The sequence below is a fragment of the Winogradskyella litorisediminis genome (genome assembly GCF_042675765.1).
GTDB classification, from domain to species: domain Bacteria; phylum Bacteroidota; class Bacteroidia; order Flavobacteriales; family Flavobacteriaceae; genus Winogradskyella; species Winogradskyella litorisediminis.
The window spans coordinates 1,105,426-1,125,197 of the sequence record NZ_JBHTJL010000009.1; the positions used below are offsets into that span (position 1 = coordinate 1,105,426).

General features: G+C 34.0%; 15 protein-coding genes and 1 riboswitch. Of the genes, 12 read left to right on the plus strand and 3 right to left on the minus strand.

Going from position 1 to position 19,772, the window contains the following annotated elements; translation table 11 throughout:
- The first annotated feature begins 32 nt into the window (after positions 1-32).
- The 4 genes from ACFQ1Q_RS07245 to ACFQ1Q_RS07260 all read left to right on the plus strand — a co-directional run bounded on the left by ACFQ1Q_RS07245 (position 33) and on the right by ACFQ1Q_RS07260 (position 6,380).
- Positions 33-866, plus strand: coding sequence for a GLPGLI family protein (locus ACFQ1Q_RS07245; RefSeq protein ID WP_386129435.1), 834 nt, complete (start codon positions 33-35; stop codon positions 864-866).
- 89 nt (positions 867-955) lie between these two features.
- Positions 956-1,846 carry a GLPGLI family protein gene (locus ACFQ1Q_RS07250; RefSeq protein ID WP_386129437.1) on the plus strand — a complete coding sequence of 297 codons (891 nt, stop codon included), beginning with the start codon at positions 956-958 and terminating at the stop codon, positions 1,844-1,846.
- A gap of 40 nt (positions 1,847-1,886) precedes the next feature.
- Positions 1,887-4,697, plus strand: coding sequence for a carboxypeptidase regulatory-like domain-containing protein (locus ACFQ1Q_RS07255; protein WP_386129439.1), 2,811 nt, complete (start codon positions 1,887-1,889; stop codon positions 4,695-4,697).
- A gap of 126 nt (positions 4,698-4,823) precedes the next feature.
- Positions 4,824-6,380: a M20/M25/M40 family metallo-hydrolase gene (locus tag ACFQ1Q_RS07260; RefSeq protein WP_386129441.1), complete on the plus strand. Its 1,557-nt coding sequence runs from the start codon at positions 4,824-4,826 to the stop codon at positions 6,378-6,380.
- 52 nt (positions 6,381-6,432) lie between these two features.
- Here the strand turns inward: ACFQ1Q_RS07260 and ACFQ1Q_RS07265 are convergent, their stop codons facing one another.
- Both ACFQ1Q_RS07265 and metK read right to left on the minus strand, forming a co-directional pair.
- On the minus strand, positions 6,433-6,966 hold the full coding sequence (locus ACFQ1Q_RS07265) for a hypothetical protein (protein WP_386129443.1): 534 nt from the start codon (positions 6,964-6,966) through the stop codon (positions 6,433-6,435).
- Between the two features lie 161 nt (positions 6,967-7,127).
- Complete coding sequence (gene metK, locus ACFQ1Q_RS07270) at positions 7,128-8,384, minus strand: methionine adenosyltransferase (RefSeq protein ID WP_386129445.1); 1,257 nt, start codon at positions 8,382-8,384, stop codon at positions 7,128-7,130.
- 333 nt (positions 8,385-8,717) lie between these two features.
- Positions 8,718-8,842, plus strand: a riboswitch (SAM riboswitch).
- A gap of 171 nt (positions 8,843-9,013) precedes the next feature.
- On the opposite strand from metK, the gene ACFQ1Q_RS07275 reads away from it, so the two are divergent.
- From ACFQ1Q_RS07275 to ACFQ1Q_RS07295, 5 genes are all read left to right on the plus strand, one after another.
- On the plus strand, positions 9,014-10,033 hold the full coding sequence (locus ACFQ1Q_RS07275; protein WP_386129447.1) for a homocysteine S-methyltransferase family protein: 1,020 nt from the start codon (positions 9,014-9,016) through the stop codon (positions 10,031-10,033).
- Positions 10,034-10,036: 3 nt separating this feature from the next.
- The gene (gene metH / locus ACFQ1Q_RS07280; protein ID WP_386129449.1) at positions 10,037-12,739 is read left to right on the plus strand and encodes a methionine synthase; all 2,703 of its coding nucleotides are present in this window, start codon (positions 10,037-10,039) and stop codon (positions 12,737-12,739) included.
- A gap of 154 nt (positions 12,740-12,893) precedes the next feature.
- Entirely contained in the window at positions 12,894-13,850 is a 957-nt protein-coding gene (gene metF, locus ACFQ1Q_RS07285; protein WP_386129451.1) for a methylenetetrahydrofolate reductase [NAD(P)H], read from the plus strand.
- 159 nt (positions 13,851-14,009) lie between these two features.
- On the plus strand, positions 14,010-15,053 hold the full coding sequence (locus ACFQ1Q_RS07290) for an acyloxyacyl hydrolase (RefSeq protein WP_386129453.1): 1,044 nt from the start codon (positions 14,010-14,012) through the stop codon (positions 15,051-15,053).
- A complete protein-coding gene (locus ACFQ1Q_RS07295) occupies positions 15,050-15,796 on the plus strand; it encodes a head GIN domain-containing protein (protein ID WP_386129455.1) in 747 nt (248 codons plus the stop codon). The genes ACFQ1Q_RS07290 and ACFQ1Q_RS07295 overlap by 4 nt, the downstream gene beginning before the upstream one ends.
- Here the strand turns inward: ACFQ1Q_RS07295 and gldA are convergent.
- Entirely contained in the window at positions 15,789-16,682 is an 894-nt protein-coding gene (gene gldA, locus ACFQ1Q_RS07300) for a gliding motility-associated ABC transporter ATP-binding subunit GldA (RefSeq protein WP_386129456.1), read from the minus strand. The genes ACFQ1Q_RS07295 and gldA overlap by 8 nt on opposite strands.
- A gap of 257 nt (positions 16,683-16,939) precedes the next feature.
- On the opposite strand from gldA, the gene ACFQ1Q_RS07305 reads away from it, so the two are divergent.
- The 3 genes from ACFQ1Q_RS07305 to ACFQ1Q_RS07315 are packed head-to-tail and all read left to right on the plus strand — an operon-like array spanning position 16,940 to position 19,765.
- Entirely contained in the window at positions 16,940-17,770 is an 831-nt protein-coding gene (locus ACFQ1Q_RS07305) for a prephenate dehydratase (RefSeq protein ID WP_386129458.1), read from the plus strand.
- The gene (locus ACFQ1Q_RS07310; protein ID WP_386129460.1) at positions 17,767-18,912 is read left to right on the plus strand and encodes a pyridoxal phosphate-dependent aminotransferase; all 1,146 of its coding nucleotides are present in this window, start codon (positions 17,767-17,769) and stop codon (positions 18,910-18,912) included. Before ACFQ1Q_RS07305 ends, ACFQ1Q_RS07310 begins: the two co-directional genes overlap by 4 nt.
- Before the next feature lies 1 nt (position 18,913).
- Complete coding sequence (locus tag ACFQ1Q_RS07315) at positions 18,914-19,765, plus strand: prephenate dehydrogenase (RefSeq protein ID WP_386129462.1); 852 nt, start codon at positions 18,914-18,916, stop codon at positions 19,763-19,765.
- Positions 19,766-19,772: the final 7 nt, after the last annotated feature.

The window sequence follows — 19,772 nt, forward strand, 5'->3', positions numbered from 1 at the left end:
GTTAAACAATTAACAAATAAACTTAAACAGTCATGAAATCTATCTTTTCAAAACTCATTGTATTATGTTTTTTTCTTAGTGTTTCATTTGTCTCGCAATCTCAAGAATTTCAAGGAAAAGCCTATTATCTCACAAAATCCACAATGGATTTAGGACGTTGGGGCGCACGATTAAGCGAAGCTCAAAAAAAGCAAGTGATGGCACGAATGAAAAATAGATTAGAAAAGACTTATGTGTTAACATTTAATAAAACAGAATCGTTTTTTAAAGAAGATGAAAAACTTGATGCCATGTCTGGAGCAACTGACTCTTGGGGAAAAAACTTTACACAAGGAGATTCGTATAAAAATGTAAAGGATACTGCACTTGTTCAGAGTCAAGAGTTTTATGGAAAAAAGTTTTTGGTTAAAGATAAATTACAAAAGATAGATTGGCAGTTAGGTTCTGAAACAAAACAAATAGGAAATTATACTTGTTTTAAAGCCATGGCATTAATTCCTTCAGACGAGTTGTCTTGGTATAATTTTTCTTGGGATAAGTTAAGACGCCAAACACCTGAAAAAGATTCTTTAGGTAATGATGTAATACCTGAAATAAAAATGACCCAAGTAGAAGCATGGTATACTCCACAAGTGCCAGTAAGCCATGGACCATCAGAATTTTGGGGATTACCAGGCTTGATTCTTGAGGTTAGTGCAGATAATACAACGATATTATGCTCAAAGCTTGTCATCAATCCAAAAGAAACTGTAGATATTGAAGCACCAAAACGAGGAGAAGAAATTGATAAAGAAAATTATCAGGCCACTGTTGTAGAGAAAATGAAAGATTTTAGAAACAATCGTGGTGGCCGACGCCGCGGTTAAATTCTTTAACGCAAGTTTAACAAAGCTCTCTTTAACTTATTGTTATTTCGTAAGTCTAAAAGACACAACTTAAGTTTAAATAAATCAAAATGAAATTATCAGTATTAAAACCTTTTTCTTTAGCCTTAGCTATTATGTTTGTAGCCTTTTCCTTTGGGCAAGCAGACTTTCAAGGTAAAGCGTATTACCAAACAAAAACTACTATGGATATGAGCCAGTTTGGTGGTGGCAATAGACAAGTTAGTCCAGAACAAATGAAACGTTGGCAAGAACGTATGAAGAGTTTTCTTGAAAAAGAGTACACACTCGTATTTAATAAAGAAGAGTCTATTTACAAAGAAGAAGAACGTCTAGAAGCACAAGGTTCAGGCGGCGGATTCGGAGGTTTTTCTAGTAGTTTTACTGGTGGTCCAAAATATAAAAATGTAAAAGAAAAAGAGGTTTTACAAGATCAAGAGTTTTTTGGCAAAAAATTTTTAATTAAAGACGAATTAAAAAATCTAGAATGGAAAATGGGTACAGAAACTAAGCAGATTGGTCAGTATACCGTTTTTAAAGCCACAGCGACAAAACCCGTGAATGGTTTTGATTGGAGAAGCATGCGTCGTAGAGGCAATAACGATAGAGATAAAAAAGCTGAAAACGATTCTACTGAAGCTAAAAAATCGGGAGACCCAATGGACGAGGTAGAAATACCAAAAACTATAGAAGTTACGGCATGGTATACACCACAAATACCTATTAATCAAGGACCAGACGATTATTGGGGTTTACCAGGATTAATTCTAGAAGTTAACGCTGATAGAACAACTATTCTTTGTACTAAAATAGTAATGAATCCTTCTGAAAAAGATAATATAGATAAACCATCAAAAGGTGAAGTCGTTACACAAGAAGAGTACACTAAAATCACAACACAGAAAATGGAAGAAATGCGCGAAAACTGGAGAGGCCGTGGTCGTGGCGGAAGACGTAATTAATTTCGTATTTCAAACTATTCAACTTTAATCAAACCAAAAAATGAAAAAAATACTAACGCTACTTGCAATCATAGTAGTACTAAGCTCCTATTCGCAAGTTAAAATGTCTGGAGTTGTCAAAGATAGCATCGGTCAGCCTTTAGAATTGGCTAATGTTATTGCAATTAACCAAGAATCTAAAGCATTAGAATCTTACGGGATAACTGATGCTAAAGGCGAATATAAATTAGCACTTGGCAAAAACGGTAAGTACAAAGTTCAAGTGACTTACATTGGTATGAAAACTATCGATTTAATTGTTGATACCAAAGAAGCAGATATTAAAAAGGACTTTATCATGGCTTTAGACAACGCTTTGGACGCTATAGAGCTCACTTACGAAATGCCAGTAACTATTAAAGGAGATACAATTGTGTATAATGCAGATTCTTTTAAAAATGGTTCTGAACGAAAACTAGGTGATGTTTTAGAAAAGCTACCTGGTGTTGAAATTAATGATCAAGGACAAATTGAAGTTGAAGGAAATAGAGTTCAAAAAATAACTGTTAACGGAAAAGATTTTTTTGATGGTGACTCAAAACTAGCTACGCAAAATATACCATCTAACGCGGTCGATAAAATTGAGGTTTTACGTAATTTTTCTGAAGTAGGTCAACTAAGAAGTGTTCAAAACAACCAAAATAACGTGGCCATAAATATAAAGCTGAAAGAAGGTAAAGAAAACTTTTGGTTTGGAGATATAACCGCAGGAGTTGGCACAGCACCAGCACCTAACGACCAATTGTATTTGGTACAACCAAAATTATTTTATTACAGTCCTAAATACAGTGTCAACGTTATTGGAGATATTAACAACATTGGAGAACCTGCTTTATCAAACAGAGATGTACGAAATTTTGGTGGTGGATTTAGGTCACCGAGTAGAGATAGTGGAACCAACTTAAACCTTGGTAATAATGGTTTACAAGGTTTAACAAATTCTCAAAATGCCTTAACAGTTGAGTCAAAATTATTGGCAACAAACTTCAGTTATTCACCCAATAAATCTCTAGATTTAAGTGGTTTTTTAATCTATAATACAACACGCTTAAGTACTAAAGAAATTAATTTTCTTGAATATATCCAAGTTGAAGATGACCCAAATACATCAATAGACGAGTCTAATATTCCGCCAAATGAAAGAACAGAAAACGATGGGCGAGAAGCATCAGATCAATTTCTCGCTAAGCTGAGCGCATCTTATAAACCAAATGTAAACAATCAATTGGATTATGATGTCTTGACGCGTACTTCTAGGGATGAAGAACGTCAGATAGAAAATTCTTCAATTATTGGTACAACATCACAAGTTGAAGACCAAACACCATTTAGCATTAACCAAAACCTAAACTACTATTATACGTTAAACGAAAACAACATTTTTGCTCTTGAAGCTCAGCATTTGCTAAGTAGAGAAAATCCATTTTATAACGCGATTTTAAATAATGACCCAACAAACAATGATAACGGTATAGATGATGACCCAAACACCATTGATGAAGATGCGTATGATGAAACAGCTGAGCAACTAGGACTAGACCGAAGTCTAGATTTTTATAATATTGGTCAGACGGAACTCGTAAAGTCCAATCAGTTAGACGCTAAATTAGATTACTATAATATTTTAAATGCCAAAAGCAACATTAGTTTTACTTTTGGTACCATTTTAAGTCGTCAAGACTATGACTCTAATATCTTTCAGTTTTTAGACCTAAATGACTCTAGTAATACTCAAGATGCTAACCCAACTATTAATGATTTAGATGGTAATCCTTTAAACGGCTTCAACGATACACAGTATAATTTTAGTGATATTTATGTAGGAACCAGATACAATGTAAGAACGGGAAAATTTACCTTTAGACCTGGTGTTTCTGTTCATGCTTACGGAAACCAAAATATGCAGTTTGGAGCAACGACAGAAGAAAATTTCTTTAGGATTTTACCAGAATTTGAAGCGCGAGTCCAATTTAAAAAATCTGAGAGTTTACAATTTAATTACCGTATGAGTAATCAGTTTACAGATGTTACAAATTTAGCTCGAGGTTTAGTTTTAAATAATTTTGATAATTTATCATTCGGTAATGCTAACTTACAAAACGGCTTATCTCATAACTTAAGTTTGTTTTATAGAAGTTTTAATCTCTTTAACAATACAAATGTCATTGGTAGAGTAAGTTATACTAAAAATATAGATCAAATACGTTCCTTAACTAATTTCGAGAACGTAATTACAACAAGTACTTTTTTCAATTCTCAGTTTGCTGATGAAAACTTCACAGCATTTGGACGTTGGCAAAAACGTTGGGGAAAAATTCAAGGCGCAATCACAACAAATTTCAATTACAGTTTACGTAATCAGTTTATTCAAGGGCGTCAATCTGAAAATGAAAGTTTTACGCAGAGTTATAGACCAGAAATCCGTACTAATTTTAGAGAAGCACCAAATGTAAGGTTGCGTTATCAATACTCTGTAACCGATAACAATCAAGGTACGAGAAGTACAAAGTTTATAGTTAATGAACCATCGGTTAGATTCGATGCATATATATGGGATTCATTAACTTTTGTAACAGACTATTCATACCGAAGCCAAGATAACGGTACAGAAACAATTTCTAATCAAGTTTGGGATGCGCGTATTGGCTACAGAAAAAATCGTGATGCTAAATGGGAGTATGAGATTAGAGCAAGTAATATTTTAGATATTGACTCTAATGTAACTAACAATGTTGGCAATTTTTCGGCATTTACATCGGAGACATTTATTCAGCCACGTTTTATAACATTTAGAGCTGTTTATACACTTTAAAATAAATAGATAAATTTTTTAAATGCCCATTTTACTTTAAGTAAAATGGGCATTATAGTTTAGATATTTTAGATGTGCAGCAAATATTGTAATTTGTTCCTCTAACCAATTAAAGTATCAAAACTTATGAAACGTGTTATTTACTTATTCATTATTGCTTTTGCATTTAACATAACCAATGTTAAAGCACAAGAAAAAGACCCAACTATTGAAGCTATTGTAAAAGAAGCGAATGAAAATTCTCAATTAGAAAATATTGGTCACGAACTAATGGACGTTGTTGGACCTAGATTGGTAGGAACGCCGCAAATGCTCAATGCACACAACTGGGCCATTGAAAAATATAAATCTTGGGGAATAGATGCTCGTAAAGAAAAATGGGGCGAATGGCGCGGATGGGAACGCGGCATTACACACATTGATATGATAGAACCAAGAGTTCAATCCCTTAGTGGAATGCAATTAGCGTGGAATCCAAGCACAGGTTCTAAAGGTATTACTGCTGAAGTAATAGTACTTCCCAAAAATATTAAAGATTCTATTTCATTTCAAAAATGGTTGCCTAGCGTAAAAGGCAAGCTGGTTTTAATATCAATGAAGCAACCTACAGGTCGTCCAGATTACAACTGGGAAGAATTTGCAACGGAAGAGTCTTTTCAGAAAATGAAAGACGAGAGAGATGCTCAAACAAAAGCTTGGCGTGAAAATATTAGTAAAACTGGTTATAATACTCGTTCAATTATTCCAGTGTTAGAAGAAGCAGGAGCTGCTGGGATTATTGCAAGTAATTGGTCGAGAGGATTTGGTGTAAATAAAATTTTTAGTGCACGTACAAAGAAAATACCAACCGTAGATTTAGAGTTAGAAGACTATGGTATGTTGTACCGCTTAGCAGAATCTGGTCACACGCCTAAATTAAAAATTATTGCAGAGTCTAAAGAATTAGGACGCGTACCTACATTTAACACTATTGCAGAGATTAAAGGCTCTGAAAAACCAGACGAGTATATAATATTATCTGCACATTTTGATTCTTGGGATGGCGGAACAGGTGCCACAGATAACGGAACAGGTACAATGGTTATGATGGAAGCCATGCGCTTAATTAAAAAATATTATCCAAACCCAAAGCGTACTATTATCGCAGGACATTGGGGAAGTGAGGAACAAGGCTTAAATGGTTCTAGAGCTTTTGTTGAAGACCATCCAGAAGTTGTAGAAGGATTACAAGCGTTATTTAATCAAGATAATGGTACAGGTCGTGTAGTGCGCATTTCTGGTGGTGGATTTTTAAATTCTTACGATTATTTATCACGTTGGTTATATGCCGTGCCTAATAATATTACAAAGCATATCGAAACGACTTTTCCAGGTTCTCCAGCAGGTGGAGGTTCTGACTATGCTTCTTTTTTAGCAAAAGGCGCACCAGCTTTTAGTTTAAGTTCTTTAAATTGGTCTTACTGGAATTACACATGGCATACAAATAGAGATACGTATGATAAAATTGTATTTGATGATGTAAGAAACAATGCTATTCTTACAGCTATTTTAGCATACATGGCTTCCGAAGACGCAGAAAAAACATCAAGAGAAAAAATTGTATTACCGATAAACCCAAGAACTGGAAAACAAAGAACTTGGCCAACACCACGCTCACCTAACCGTGATGGGGGTAGAAACTAAAACAAAAAGCCTTCTCTGGTCACTGAGCGTAGTCGAAGTGGAGAAGGCTTTTTTAATTGTCTCTTATCAGATGTACTTCACCAGCGACATTAACAACTTCTGCTGGACTTCCAATAAGCAATGCTTCACCAGAAAATTGAAAATCTAGGTATTCTCCAACTTCACCAGAAGCCAAAATGTCAACGGTTCCATTTAGCATTTGAAATAATCTTAAATCATTAGTCATCGAATTAGGGTACGGGATTTTAAAACCTAATATGGCTTCAAGTTCATTTCCGCCAAAGGTGCCATTAAGATTTATAGGGATGTTGGTTTCACTTTGAAAACTAGTAATTGTAAAAAAGAATTCTGAATTATTGTGAGCTTCACATCGTGGATTCCATAGAAAAAGCTCATCAGATATACTTAAGTTAAATTCACATTCATTTTGAATATCATCAAATATTTCAAATTGTGCTTCAAAGTCATCATTTATCGTGATTATTATATATTCTAATGGTACTTCAGAGTTTAAAACATCATCGTTTTCACAAGAACTAATGAGAATAAATATAATTGAAAAGAATAAGATTTTAGCAGTTTTCATAAATGGTTGTTTTACTAAAGATGATTTTCTCAATAAATGGTTGCGTTATAATTTAATGAATTTAAATCATAAAAAAACCTTTAGAACTTAATCCAAAGGTTTTATGATTTTAAATTTTCAATACTTAGGATGTTCTAAGTAAAATATTTATTTATAACTGTTTATAAATTGAAAGCAGCTTTTACTTTATCCACATAATCTAATTTTTCCCATGTAAAGGTTTCAACTGTTTCAGTAACTTCTTGTCCCATCGGGTTTTTAAACGTTAGTGTCTTAACTTCTGGAGTTCGTCCCATATGTCCGTATGCCGCAGTTTCAGAATAAATAGGTGTTCTTAATTTTAAGCGTTGCTCAATAAAATAAGGACGCATATCAAAAATAGACTCTACTATTTTGCTAATTTCACCATCGGTTTTATCAACGGTAGCCGTTCCGTAAGTTTCAACATTTATACTTGTTGGTTTTGCAACACCAATAGCATAACTTACTTGTACTAAAACTTCTTTACACAAGCCAGCCGCCACTAAATTTTTAGCAATATGTCTAGTAGCATAAGCACCAGAACGGTCTACTTTACTCGGGTCTTTTCCTGAGAAAGCACCGCCACCATGAGCACCTTTACCTCCATAAGTATCTACTATAATTTTACGACCTGTTAAGCCTGTATCACCGTGTGGGCCACCAATAACAAAAATTCCAGTAGGGTTGATGTGATACGTAATATCATCTGTAAATAACTTCTGGATATGTACAGGTAATTTTGCAACCACGCGCGGAATTAAAATAGTAACAATGTCCGACTTTATTTTATCAAGCATAACTTGCTCGCTTTCATCAAAATCATCATGCTGTGTTGATAATACTATGGCATCAATACGCTGAGGTACATTATCGTCACTATACTCAATGGTTACCTGAGATTTAGCGTCAGGACGTAGATAGGTAATGTCTTTATTTTCCCGACGTAATTCTGCCAATTCTTTTAATAATCTGTGCGAAAGCTCTAAAGCCAAAGGCATGTAGTTTTCAGTTTCGTCAGTGGCATAACCAAACATCATACCTTGGTCTCCAGCACCTTGATCTTCAGGGTTGGCGCGTTCTACACCTTGATTGATGTCTGGAGACTGTTCGTGAATTGCAGATAAAACGCCGCAAGAACTACCGTCGAACATATACTCGCCTTTGGTATAGCCAATTTTATTAATAACGTCTCTAGCAATTTGCTGTACGTCTAGATATGTGTCAGATTTTACTTCGCCTGCCAAAACCACTTGTCCTGTAGTTACAAGCGTTTCGCAAGCTACTTTTGAGTTTTTGTCAAACGCCAAAAAGTTATCGATTAAAGCATCACTGATTTGGTCTGCTACTTTGTCTGGATGTCCTTCAGAAACACTTTCTGAAGTAAATAAATACGCCATAATTTTTTCTTTTGCTGAAATGATTTGACGTAATAATATGGAAAGTATAACACTGTCTTTAGCAATTTTTTCCAGAGGTTGCAATCAGTCAAATCATTCCTCTATAATTCTATGCGGCAAAAATACAGATTAAATTGAAAACAAAAAACCTAAAATATATTTAAAAACACATACGGTTTTTATATAGTTTACTTCAGATAAGTGTTATGGTTTTTTCTAAAGCTAAATGACCTTGGTCAGTTTGTGAAAATATTTAAATAAATCACATTTAATTTGGATTTTAAACATTTCTATTGCGATATTTGTAAAACAAAGTTCAAAACTTTAATGAAAATGTTATCAAGAAAGGCTGAGGGAATAGACCCGACGAAGCCTTAGCAACCCTTAGACTTACTAAGAAGGTGCTAAATTCTACTTGAAGACGCGAATCATTTCTCGCAAAACAAGATAGATAACCACAAGTAATTACCCATTTGTAGTTACACACAGTTTCTTTATAACATATTCATGCTGCATCTTAATTTTAAGATGTGTTCAATTTTAATAGACTTATTTTATAGGTCTTAAAATTAGGATTCCCGTTTTTGACTTTGACCAAAAGTTAAGCGGGAATCTATTTTATAATAACAATGAGCAATATATATCAACAAATACAAAAACGAATTTTAGTACTTGATGGTGCAATGGGTACCATGTTACAGCGCTATAATTTTACAGAAGAAGATTTTAGAGGCGAGCGTTTTAAGGACTATCCATCGCCATTAAAAGGTAATAACGATTTGCTGTCTTTAACTCAGCCAGAAGCCATTGCGGACGTTCACAGAAAATATTTTGAAGCTGGTGCAGACATTGTAGAAACTAATACATTTTCGGGTACAACTATTGCTATGGCAGATTACCAAATGGAAGATTTGGTATACGAGCTCAATTACGAATCTGCCAAAATTGCTAAGCAAGTTGCAGACGAGTTTACAAAAGAAAACCCAAAGCAGCCACGTTTTGTAGCTGGTAGTATTGGGCCAACAAATCGCACCGCAAGCATGTCACCAGACGTAAACAGACCAGAATATCGTGCCGTAACTTTTGAAGAATTACGTGTGGCTTACAAACAACAAGTTGAAGCACTCATTGATGGCGGCGTAGATTTGCTTTTGGTTGAAACCATTTTTGACACGCTAAATGCCAAAGCCGCATTGTTTGCAATTGAAGAAGTTAAGGAAGAACGAAATATCGATATTCCCATAATGGTATCTGGTACAATTACAGATGCGTCTGGAAGAACACTTTCTGGGCAAACTGTAGAGGCATTTTTGGCATCCATTTCACATATTCCGCTGTTAACTGTCGGTTTTAATTGTGCGCTTGGTGCCGAACAGTTAAAGCCATATTTACAAAGATTATCTAATAAAACAGAGTTTTTCACATCAGCGCATCCTAACGCTGGTTTGCCTAATGCTTTCGGCGAATACGACCAAACACCAGAGGAAATGAAAGCCTATATTGAGGACTATCTAAAAGATAATCTTATTAATATTATCGGTGGTTGTTGTGGTACAAATCCAGAACATATCAAAGCCATTGCTGAGGTTGCGAAAAATTATAAACCACGAAAAAAGACTGTCGGTTTGAGCGCAGCTGAGAAGTACTAAGCGATGAGAAAGCAAAACAAATACTTAACACTTTCAGGTTTAGAGCCACTTGTGGTTACGCCAGAATCTAATTTTATAAATGTTGGTGAACGAACCAATGTTACAGGTTCAAGAAAATTTCTTCGACTTATTAAAGAAGAAAAATATAGCGAAGCACTTGATGTTGCTCGTGACCAAGTTGAAGGTGGAGCACAAATTATAGATGTTAATATGGACGAAGGTATGCTTGACGGAAAGTATGCCATGGTCAAATTCTTAAATCTTATTGCATCTGAGCCAGATATTGCCCGTGTGCCTATTATGATTGATAGTTCTAAATGGGAAATTATTGAAGCTGGTTTACAAGTTGTACAAGGCAAATGTGTTGTGAATTCTATAAGCCTTAAAGAAGGTGAAGCTGAATTTATACGCCAAACAAAACTTGTAAAACGTTACGGTGCCGCAGTAATTGTTATGGCATTTGATGAAGTTGGTCAAGCTGATACATACGAGCGTAGAATTGAAATCTGTGAACGTTCTTATAGAATACTCACAGAGATTGTCAATTTTCCGCCTCAAGATATTATTTTCGACCCAAATATTTTTCCTGTCGCTACAGGGATGGATGAGCATAAACTAAATGCACTCGATTTCTTCAATGCTACAAAATGGATTCGTAAAAACTTACCTTATGCTAACGTTTCTGGAGGTGTGAGTAATGTATCATTTTCGTTTAGAGGGAACACCGTTGTTAGGGAAGCAATTAATTCAGCTTTCCTATATCATGCGATACAACATGGTATGAATTTAGGGATAGTTAACCCAACCTTATTGGAGGTTTATGATGAAATCCCAAAAGATTTATTAGAACATGTAGAAGATGTGCTTTTTAATAAAAGAGAAGACGCCACAGAACGACTTTTAGATTTTGCAGAAACGGTTAAAGGTCAAAAGAAAGAAGATGAAACTAAAGTTTTAGAATGGCGTAGTGCTCCACTTCAAGATAGAATTACTCATAGTTTGGTGAAAGGGATTGATGCTTTTATAGTAGAAGATGTTGAAGAAGCAAGACAGCAAGCCTTAAAACCTATCGAAGTTATTGAAGGCAACTTAATGGCAGGAATTAACGTCGTTGGAGATTTGTTTGGTAGCGGAAAAATGTTTTTACCGCAAGTTGTGAAATCGGCACGGGTGATGAAAAAAGCGGTGGCATACCTGCAACCTTTTATTGAAGCAGAGAAAGATGGAAAAGCGGAATTTGCTGGTAAAATATTAATGGCAACTGTAAAAGGCGATGTTCATGATATTGGTAAAAATATTGTGAGTGTGGTTTTGGGCTGTAATAATTATAAGATTATTGATTTGGGCGTTATGGTGCCACCAGAAAAAATTATTGAAACCGCTAAACAAGAGAATGTAGATATTATTGGACTAAGCGGACTCATAACACCATCTTTAGATGAGATGGTTTATGTCTCAAAAGCTATGGAAAAAGAGAATTTAGATATTCCTTTAATCATTGGTGGTGCTACAACATCAAAAGCACACACCTCAGTAAAAATTGCACCGAATTATAATAATACGGTGGTACATATCAATGACGCATCAAGAGCAGTGACGGTGGTTGGTAATTTACTACAGCAAGATAACAAGGTTTATAAAGAACAAATCAGAGAGGAATACGATAAGTTTAGAGCGCAGTTTTTAACTCGAGGAAAACGAAAAGAATATTTGACTATTGAAGACGCTCGAAAAAATAAATTTAAAATAAATTGGGATGAAGCTGAAATTGTAAAACCGAACGAATTAGGGATTCAAGTCGTTGAAGATTTCGATATTACAAAGCTAAAAGATTTTATAGATTGGTCGCCATTTTTTAGAAGCTGGGATTTGCATGGTAAATATCCTGATATTTTAAAAGATGAAATAGTAGGTGAACAAGCCACAGAGTTATTTAACGATGCACAATTACTATTAAAACGCATTTTTGATAAAAAACTGCTAAAAGCGAAAGCCATTTTTGGTCTTTTTCCAGCAAATACGATTAACGATGATGATATTGAAATTTCAATTTCAGATTGTAATGCTGAACTTGATTCAGCATCTCATCAAGAAAGGCTAAAATTCATAACACTTCGCCAACAACTTAAAAAACGAGAAGGCATTCCAAACTATGCCTTAGCAGATTTTATTGCACCAAAAGAAACAGGAATTGAGGATTACATGGGTGCATTTTGCGTTACTACAGGTTTTGGCACAAAAGAGTTAGCAGAGCAGTTTGAAGCCGATAATGATGATTATAATTCTATCATGATAAAAGCTTTGGCAGACCGATTGGCTGAGGCTTTTGCTGAATATTTACATAAAGAAGTGAGAACAAAACACTGGGCTTACGCAAATACTGAAAATCTAACTAACGACGAACTTATTAAAGAAGCGTACAAAGGCATTAGACCAGCGCCAGGTTATCCGGCTTGTCCAGACCATTTAGAGAAAAAAACGATTTGGCAAATATTAAAAGTTGAAGAAAGTATAGGAGTAAAACTTACAGAAAGTTTAGCCATGTGGCCGGCAGCAAGTGTAAGCGGTTACTATTTTGGAAACAAAGAAGCCAAATATTTTGGATTAGGAAAAATCACGAAAGACCAATTAAAAGATTACGCAATCCGAAGACAAATTAGTATCGATGAGGCAGAAAAATGGCTAAGCCCAAATTTGGCAGATTAAAGCCCATCATAACCTTCCCAAAGGGAAGGAACTATTGGACTTCTGAAGAGTTTAGTAATCTTGTAGATGTTAATAAAGGTAAAGCTTTTAAAAAGTGAAATGTAAACATAAAACAATAACAGTTTCTCTCCTTTGGAGAGATTAAGAGAGGCTCATGAAAGTAACTGAACATATAAAGAATGCTAGCGGAAATACACAATTTTCTTTCGAAATTTTGCCGCCATTAAAAGGACAAAATATTCAATCCATATTTGATAATATTGACCCTTTAATGGAGTTTAAACCGCCATTTATTGATGTAACGTACCATAGAGAAGAATACACATACAAAGATGCGGGTAATGGATTATTAAAAAAACAAGTCGTAAAAAAAAGACCTGGCACAGTTGGTATTTGTACAGCAATACAAAATAAATATGGCGTTGATGCTGTGCCGCACATTCTTTGTGGTGGTTTTACTAAAGAAGATACCGAAAATTTCTTGATAGATTTAGACTTTTTAGGGATAGAAAATGTGGTGGCGCTTCGTGGTGATGCCGTAAAAACAGAAACTTATTTTAAGCCAGAAATAGAAGGGCATAATTATGCAAGTGAATTGGTAAGTCAGATTTCGGATATGAATAATGGTGTGTATTTAGACGAGGATTTGCAAAATTGTTCTAAAACAGATTTTTGTATTGGTGTTGCAGGTTATCCCGAAAAACATATGGAAGCGCCGAGTTTAGATAGTGATATTCATTTTGTAAAAAAGAAAATAAAAAATGGTGCTGAATATATTGTGACTCAGATGTTTTTTGACAATCAAAAATATTTTGATTTTGTAGATAAATGTCGTGTTGCGGGAATTGAAGTTCCAATAATTCCGGGTCTAAAACCTATTTCAACAAAAAAGCAATTAAACTTAATTCCGCATCGTTTTCATGTAGATTTACCTGAGGAATTGGTGATTGATATTGTAAAATGCAAAGATAATAGTCAAGTAAGGCAAGTTGGTATTGAGTGGTGTATTAAGCAATCCAAAGAGCTGCAAACTGCTGGGATTCCTGTTTTACATTATTATTCTATGGGAAAAAGCAGTAACATTCAAGAAGTTGCAAAAGTCATTTTTTAGATTTATCAATCTTTTTTAATCTGAGCATTTTTTTATGACCCTTTTACCTTCATTTTATTTTAAATAATGAAGTATAAATTTTGGTTACTTTTACGGCATTAAAAATTAATAATGCGATACTTCTTAGCGAGTTTTTTTAGTCTGATTTCAATCCTCTTGATGGCACAAGATTCAAAATCAGATTCTTATTTTGATGCAAACTATTTTAAGGGTTACATCGCTCTTCACAATAATGATATTTTGGGTTTAATCCAAGGGCAACCCGAAGGCGTTATCTTAAGTTGGAATAAAAAAACTTTTGGAGCTAGAGCTTGGGAACAAAGCTATAATTATCCAGATTACGGTGTGTCATTTATTTATCAAGATTTAAAAAATCCAGTTTTAGGAAATAATTTTGGACTTTACGGACATTATAATTTTTATTTTCTGAATAGAAATTTAATGTTTAGGATTGGTCAAGGTATAGCACATACCTCAAATCCTTTTGATAGAGAAGAAAATCCTAAAAATATTGCTTTTGGTTCTAAGCTTTTAAGCAGCACGTATGTTATGTTTCAATATAAAAAAGAGCGCATTTTTAATCGTGTTGGTTTTGAGGCAGGTTTCTCTCTAATACATTATTCTAACGCAAATTTTAAATCACCAAATACTAGTGTTAATACTATAGCTTTGAGTGCAGGATTAACTTATAATCTAGAAGAGAATTCACCTGAGTACATTGCAGATATAGAAAAAGAAAAATCTACTGAAAACATAAAATACAATTTGGTATTTAGGTCTGGGCTTAACCAAGGTGATATTATTGGTACTGCGCAATATCCCTTTTACATTATTTCAGCTTATGCAGACAAAAGATTGAACCAGAAAAGTGCTATACAAATTGGTACAGATGTGTTTTTTTCAAACTTTTTAAAAGAACAAATACGATTTGAAAGTACGTCACTTTTAGAAAATGATGTTACAGGAGATGAAGATTACAAGCGTGCTGGAGTTTTTGTTGGGCATGAGTTATTTGTAAATAAACTTTCGCTAATAACACAATTAGGCTACTATGTTTATTATCCTTTTAAGTTTGAAAGTAGAACTTATGTAAGAGCAGGATTAAAACGTTATTTTGGTAAGAAATGGTTTGGCGCGTTGACTCTAAAATCTCATGGATTTAGTGCCGAAGCTTTAGAATTTGGAGTAGGAATTAGATTATGAAAAAGATTATATACTTATGGTGTCTCGTTTTGTTTTTGTCGTGCGATAGCGACAATGCTTCCGACTGTTTTCAAACCTCTGGTGCTATTACACAAACAACGATTGCGGTTCCAAATTTTGAACGAATTTTGGTTAATCGAGACGTAGAGCTAATTATTAAGCAAGGAAGCTTTCAAGAAGTAGTTGTAGAAACAGGTGAAAATCTTTTTAATGATGTCTCGGTAACTGTAGTTGATAATCAACTTATTCTAACGGACAACAATACTTGTAATTTTGTACGTGATTTTGGGATAACTAAGATTTATGTTACGACACCAAATCTTTTAGAAATAAGATGCTCAACCCAATTTAATATTTCATCTGACGGGCTTTTAGTTTTTGACAACTTAACTTTACTTTCAGAAAATTTTTCTCAACCTGATAGTTTTGCTATAGGCGATTTTAAACTACAATTAGATACAGAAGACCTAGATATAATTTCAAATAATTTATCCTTTTTTTATATTGAAGGTGAGGTTGAAAATCTTAATATAAATTTTGCAGGAGGAAATGGTCGTTTTGAAGGCGAAAATTTAATAGCACAAAATATATCTGTGTTTCATAGAGGATCAAACGATATGTTGGTAAATCCGCAAGAAAAATTAACAGGTACTATTCTTTCTACCGGCAATGTTATTTCTTTTAACCAACCACCAATTGTAGATGTTGAAGAAGTGTTTAATGGGAGATTAATATTTAATTAGTCAACTCTCTAAATAGACTTTCTAAGCTTGCGTTTTTTTGATTTAATTGGAGAATTTTTAATTCGTTGTCATGAGCAAAATCAAACACATGAGAACGCATATCTTCTGTGGTTGAAAACGTTACCTCGTAAACAAAATCGTGTGTGTTTTTAACTTTAGTTGCTTTTGGTAACTTAAGTAAAAAGGCATCTTCAACTCTGTAATCAAATTCCACAATAACAACTTGTTCTTGCCCATCTCTTAAGTCGGTAAGTTTTTTATCTGCAACAATTTTACCCTTGTTTATAATAATAACACGGTCGCACATGGCTTCAACCTCTTGCATAATGTGCGTAGATAAAAAGACAGTTTTTTCTTTCCCAATAGTTCTAATAAGATTTCTAATATCAACTAGCTGATTTGGGTCTAAACCTGTGGTAGGCTCATCTAAAATAAGCACATCAGGATTGTGTAAAAGTGCATTTGCCAAACCTACACGCTGCCTGTAACCTTTTGAAAGTTGTCCGATTTTTTTATGAGCTTCAGGAGTAAGACCTGTCATCTTAATAACTTCTTCAATTCGTTTATTTTCAACTTTATATACGCCTGCATTAAATCTTAAATACTCTTTAACATATAAATCCGTGTAAAGCGGATTATGCTCTGGTAAGTAACCAACAGATTTCTGAACATTTTTTTTATCTTCAGAAACATCAAAGCCATTAACATTGGCTTTACCTTCTGTAGGATTAATGTACGTGGTTAAAATCTTCATCATAGTCGATTTGCCTGCGCCATTAGGTCCTAAAAAACCAACTACTTCGGCAGTATCTACAGAAAAAGAGATATCGTTTAATGCTTTTTGAGTTCCGTATTGTTTAGTAATTCCTTTTACCGTTATTGACATTAGAGAAAATATTTTAGTAAAGTTAGTTATTAATTAAGAAAACGAAAGATGCAAAAAACTATTTTAAAAATTTTTATTTTTCAATCTAATGGTTACATTAGCAGCAGAATTATATAAATGAACAAACAAGCAACATATTACAACTGGTTTTACTACTTTTTTAGCAAAAGAAGCGAGGCTTAGTATGTAATAGTTAAAACATATATTTTAAAAAGTCTCAATGAAAATTGAGACTTTTTTTATTTAAATATTACAAATTGAATCAAACTAAAAGTATAGCCATACAAGGCATTAAAGGTTCTTTTCATCATGCTGTTGCAGAACAGTATTTTGGAACTGCTTCGACATTGGAAGAATGTCTTAGTTTTGATGTCCTTGTAGAACATCTATTGCTAAAAAATGTTGATGTTGCAGTAATGGCTATTGAAAATTCTATCGCCGGCTCAATTATACCAAACTATGCCTTAATAGACGCTAATAATTTGCAGATTGTAGGTGAGCATTATTTAGATATTCAGCATAACTTAATGGCTTTGCCAGGTCAAAATATTTCAGATATAACAGAGGTCCATTCTCACCCAATGGCACTTTTGCAATGTAAATCGTTTTTTAAAAATCATCCACATATAAAGTTGGTCGAAGCTAAAGATACAGCTGAGGTTGCAAAGGAAATTTCTAATGGAAACACAAAAGGAATTGCAGCCATAGCCAGCAAAACTGCAGCTCAATTGTTTAATCTGAATATATTGGCAGAAAGCATTCAGACGATTAAACATAATGAGACACGTTTTGTTATAGTAAAACGTCAAACCGAATATGTGACTAAAAATATTAATAAAGCGTCTTTAAAATTTGAGCTTGACCATAAAAGAGGAAGTTTAGCCACTATTTTAAATGTATTAAGCGACTGTAAATTAAATTTAACTAAAATTCAGTCACTACCTAAGATTGAAACACCTTGGAAATACGCGTTTTTCATTGACGTAACGTTTAACGAGGTTTCCGATTATGAAAAAGCAAAATCTGTTGTGCAATTAATGGCTCAAAATTTTAAAGTTTTAGGAGCATATAAAAACGGAAAATTATGATAGAAGTCGCCGACCGTCTTAAGCAAGTTGAAGAATATTATTTTTCAAAAAAACTAAAAGAAGTAGCTTTTTTAAAGTCGCAAGGTCATCCTATAATTAATTTAGGAATTGGTAGCCCAGATTTAAATCCACCAATAAAGGCGACTATGGCTTTAAAAGACAGCTTTGATGATGCAGGTGTGCACAAATATCAAAGTTATCAAGGTTTACCAGAACTGAGAGATGCCATGGCTAGCTTCTACAAATCGCAGTACAATGTAGATTTATCTGCGGCTACAGAGATTTTGCCGTTAATGGGTAGCAAAGAAGGCATAATGCATATTTCTATGGCTTTTCTCAATGCTAAAGACGAAGTTTTAATTCCAAATCCTGGCTATCCTACTTACACAAGTGTTACCAAACTGTTACAAGCAAAGCCGTTGTTATACGATTTAAAAGAAGAAAATCATTGGTTGCCAGATTTTGTTGCGCTCGAGCGTATGGATTTGTCTAAAGTAAAAATAATGTGGATTAATTATCCGCATATGCCAACAGGTATGGATGCAAATCATAAATTTTACGATGATGTTATTGCTTTTGGAAAACGACATAACATTTTAATAGTTAATGACAATCCGTACAGTTTTATTCTAACTCAAAAACCGAAAAGTATTTTACAATACAGAGGTGCAAAAGATACTTGTTTAGAGCTTAATTCCATAAGTAAAACCTTTAATATGGCAGGTTGGAGAGTTGGTATGTTAATCGGTAAATATGAGCTTGTAAATGCCGTATTAAAGGTAAAAAGCAATATGGATTCGGGAATGTTCTATGGAATCCAAAAGGGAGCTATTGAAGCCTTAAAAAGTTCAGATATATGGTTTGAAAGTGTTAATAGCGTTTACAGAAACAGAAAAAAACTAGTGCTACAATTAGCTAAGCTTTTAAACTGTATGTGTAATGAAGATGATACAGGCTTATTTGTTTGGGCAAAATTACCTTCTGGCGTTAAGAGTGAAGAATTTGTAGATACACTATTGAAAGAACATAGTATTTTTATTACACCAGGAACTGTTTTCGGAACCAATGGCGAAGGTTATGTAAGGTTTTCATTATGTGCAGAAAGTGCATTAATAGAAGAAGCTATAAATCGCGTAAAATAATATGAAACATATAGCTATCATAGGTGTTGGATTAATCGGTGGAAGTTTTGCTTTAGACATTAAAGCAAAATACCCAGAAGTAGATATAAATGCAATAGATACCAATAAAACGCACATTGAAGAAGCAAAGTCTTTAGGCGTTATTGATAAAGAAATTTCGTTTGAAGATTTAAATCAAATGGATTTAGTTGTCATTGCTATTCCTGTCGATGCAACATTAAAAATTTTACCGAAAGTATTAGATAACATAGCCGATAATACTATAGTTTTTGATGCGGGTTCTACAAAAGAAGATATTTGTAAAGCTATAAAAAATCACAAAAATCGGCGCAATTTTCTAGCAGCGCATCCTATTGCTGGTACAGAACATTCGGGTCCTAAAGCAGCAATAAATGGACTGTTTAAAGATAAAACTAATATCATTTGCGAAGTAGAGGAAACAGCATTTAAGCTTCAAGAAAAAGCGCTGACCTTATTTAAAGACTTAGGGATGCGCATACGTTACATGAACCCTAAAGCGCACGATAAACACATTGCTTACGTGTCTCACTTATCTCATATTAGCGCGTTTATGTTGGGTAAGACGGTCATTGAAAAAGAAAAAAACGAACGCGATATTTTTGATATGGCAGGCAGTGGATTTGAAAGTACCGTACGATTAGCTAAAAGCAGTCCAGCCATGTGGACACCAATATTTCAACAAAATAAAATCAACGTTATTGAAACGTTGGAAGAATATATTAACAACTTAAAACATTTTAAAACTTTAATGGAAGCAGATGATTTTCAATCAGTGTTTCAAGAAATGGAATCCACAAATCACATTAAAAAAATCCTCAACGGAATAAAATAAAAAAGAA

Coding starts and splice junctions, on each gene's coding strand:
- ACFQ1Q_RS07245 (WP_386129435.1), top strand. CDS start 33: ATGAAATCTATCTTTTCAAAACTCATTGTATTATGTTTTTTTCTTAGT.
- ACFQ1Q_RS07250 (WP_386129437.1), top strand. CDS start 956: ATGAAATTATCAGTATTAAAACCTTTTTCTTTAGCCTTAGCTATTATG.
- ACFQ1Q_RS07255 (WP_386129439.1), top strand. CDS start 1,887: ATGAAAAAAATACTAACGCTACTTGCAATCATAGTAGTACTAAGCTCC.
- ACFQ1Q_RS07260 (WP_386129441.1), top strand. CDS start 4,824: ATGAAACGTGTTATTTACTTATTCATTATTGCTTTTGCATTTAACATA.
- ACFQ1Q_RS07265 (WP_386129443.1), bottom strand. CDS start 6,966: ATGAAAACTGCTAAAATCTTATTCTTTTCAATTATATTTATTCTCATT.
- metK (WP_386129445.1), bottom strand. CDS start 8,384: ATGGCGTATTTATTTACTTCAGAAAGTGTTTCTGAAGGACATCCAGAC.
- ACFQ1Q_RS07275 (WP_386129447.1), top strand. CDS start 9,014: ATGAGCAATATATATCAACAAATACAAAAACGAATTTTAGTACTTGAT.
- metH (WP_386129449.1), top strand. CDS start 10,037: ATGAGAAAGCAAAACAAATACTTAACACTTTCAGGTTTAGAGCCACTT.
- metF (WP_386129451.1), top strand. CDS start 12,894: ATGAAAGTAACTGAACATATAAAGAATGCTAGCGGAAATACACAATTT.
- ACFQ1Q_RS07290 (WP_386129453.1), top strand. CDS start 14,010: ATGGCACAAGATTCAAAATCAGATTCTTATTTTGATGCAAACTATTTT.
- ACFQ1Q_RS07295 (WP_386129455.1), top strand. CDS start 15,050: ATGAAAAAGATTATATACTTATGGTGTCTCGTTTTGTTTTTGTCGTGC.
- gldA (WP_386129456.1), bottom strand. CDS start 16,682: ATGTCAATAACGGTAAAAGGAATTACTAAACAATACGGAACTCAAAAA.
- ACFQ1Q_RS07310 (WP_386129460.1), top strand. CDS start 17,767: ATGATAGAAGTCGCCGACCGTCTTAAGCAAGTTGAAGAATATTATTTT.
- ACFQ1Q_RS07315 (WP_386129462.1), top strand. CDS start 18,914: ATGAAACATATAGCTATCATAGGTGTTGGATTAATCGGTGGAAGTTTT.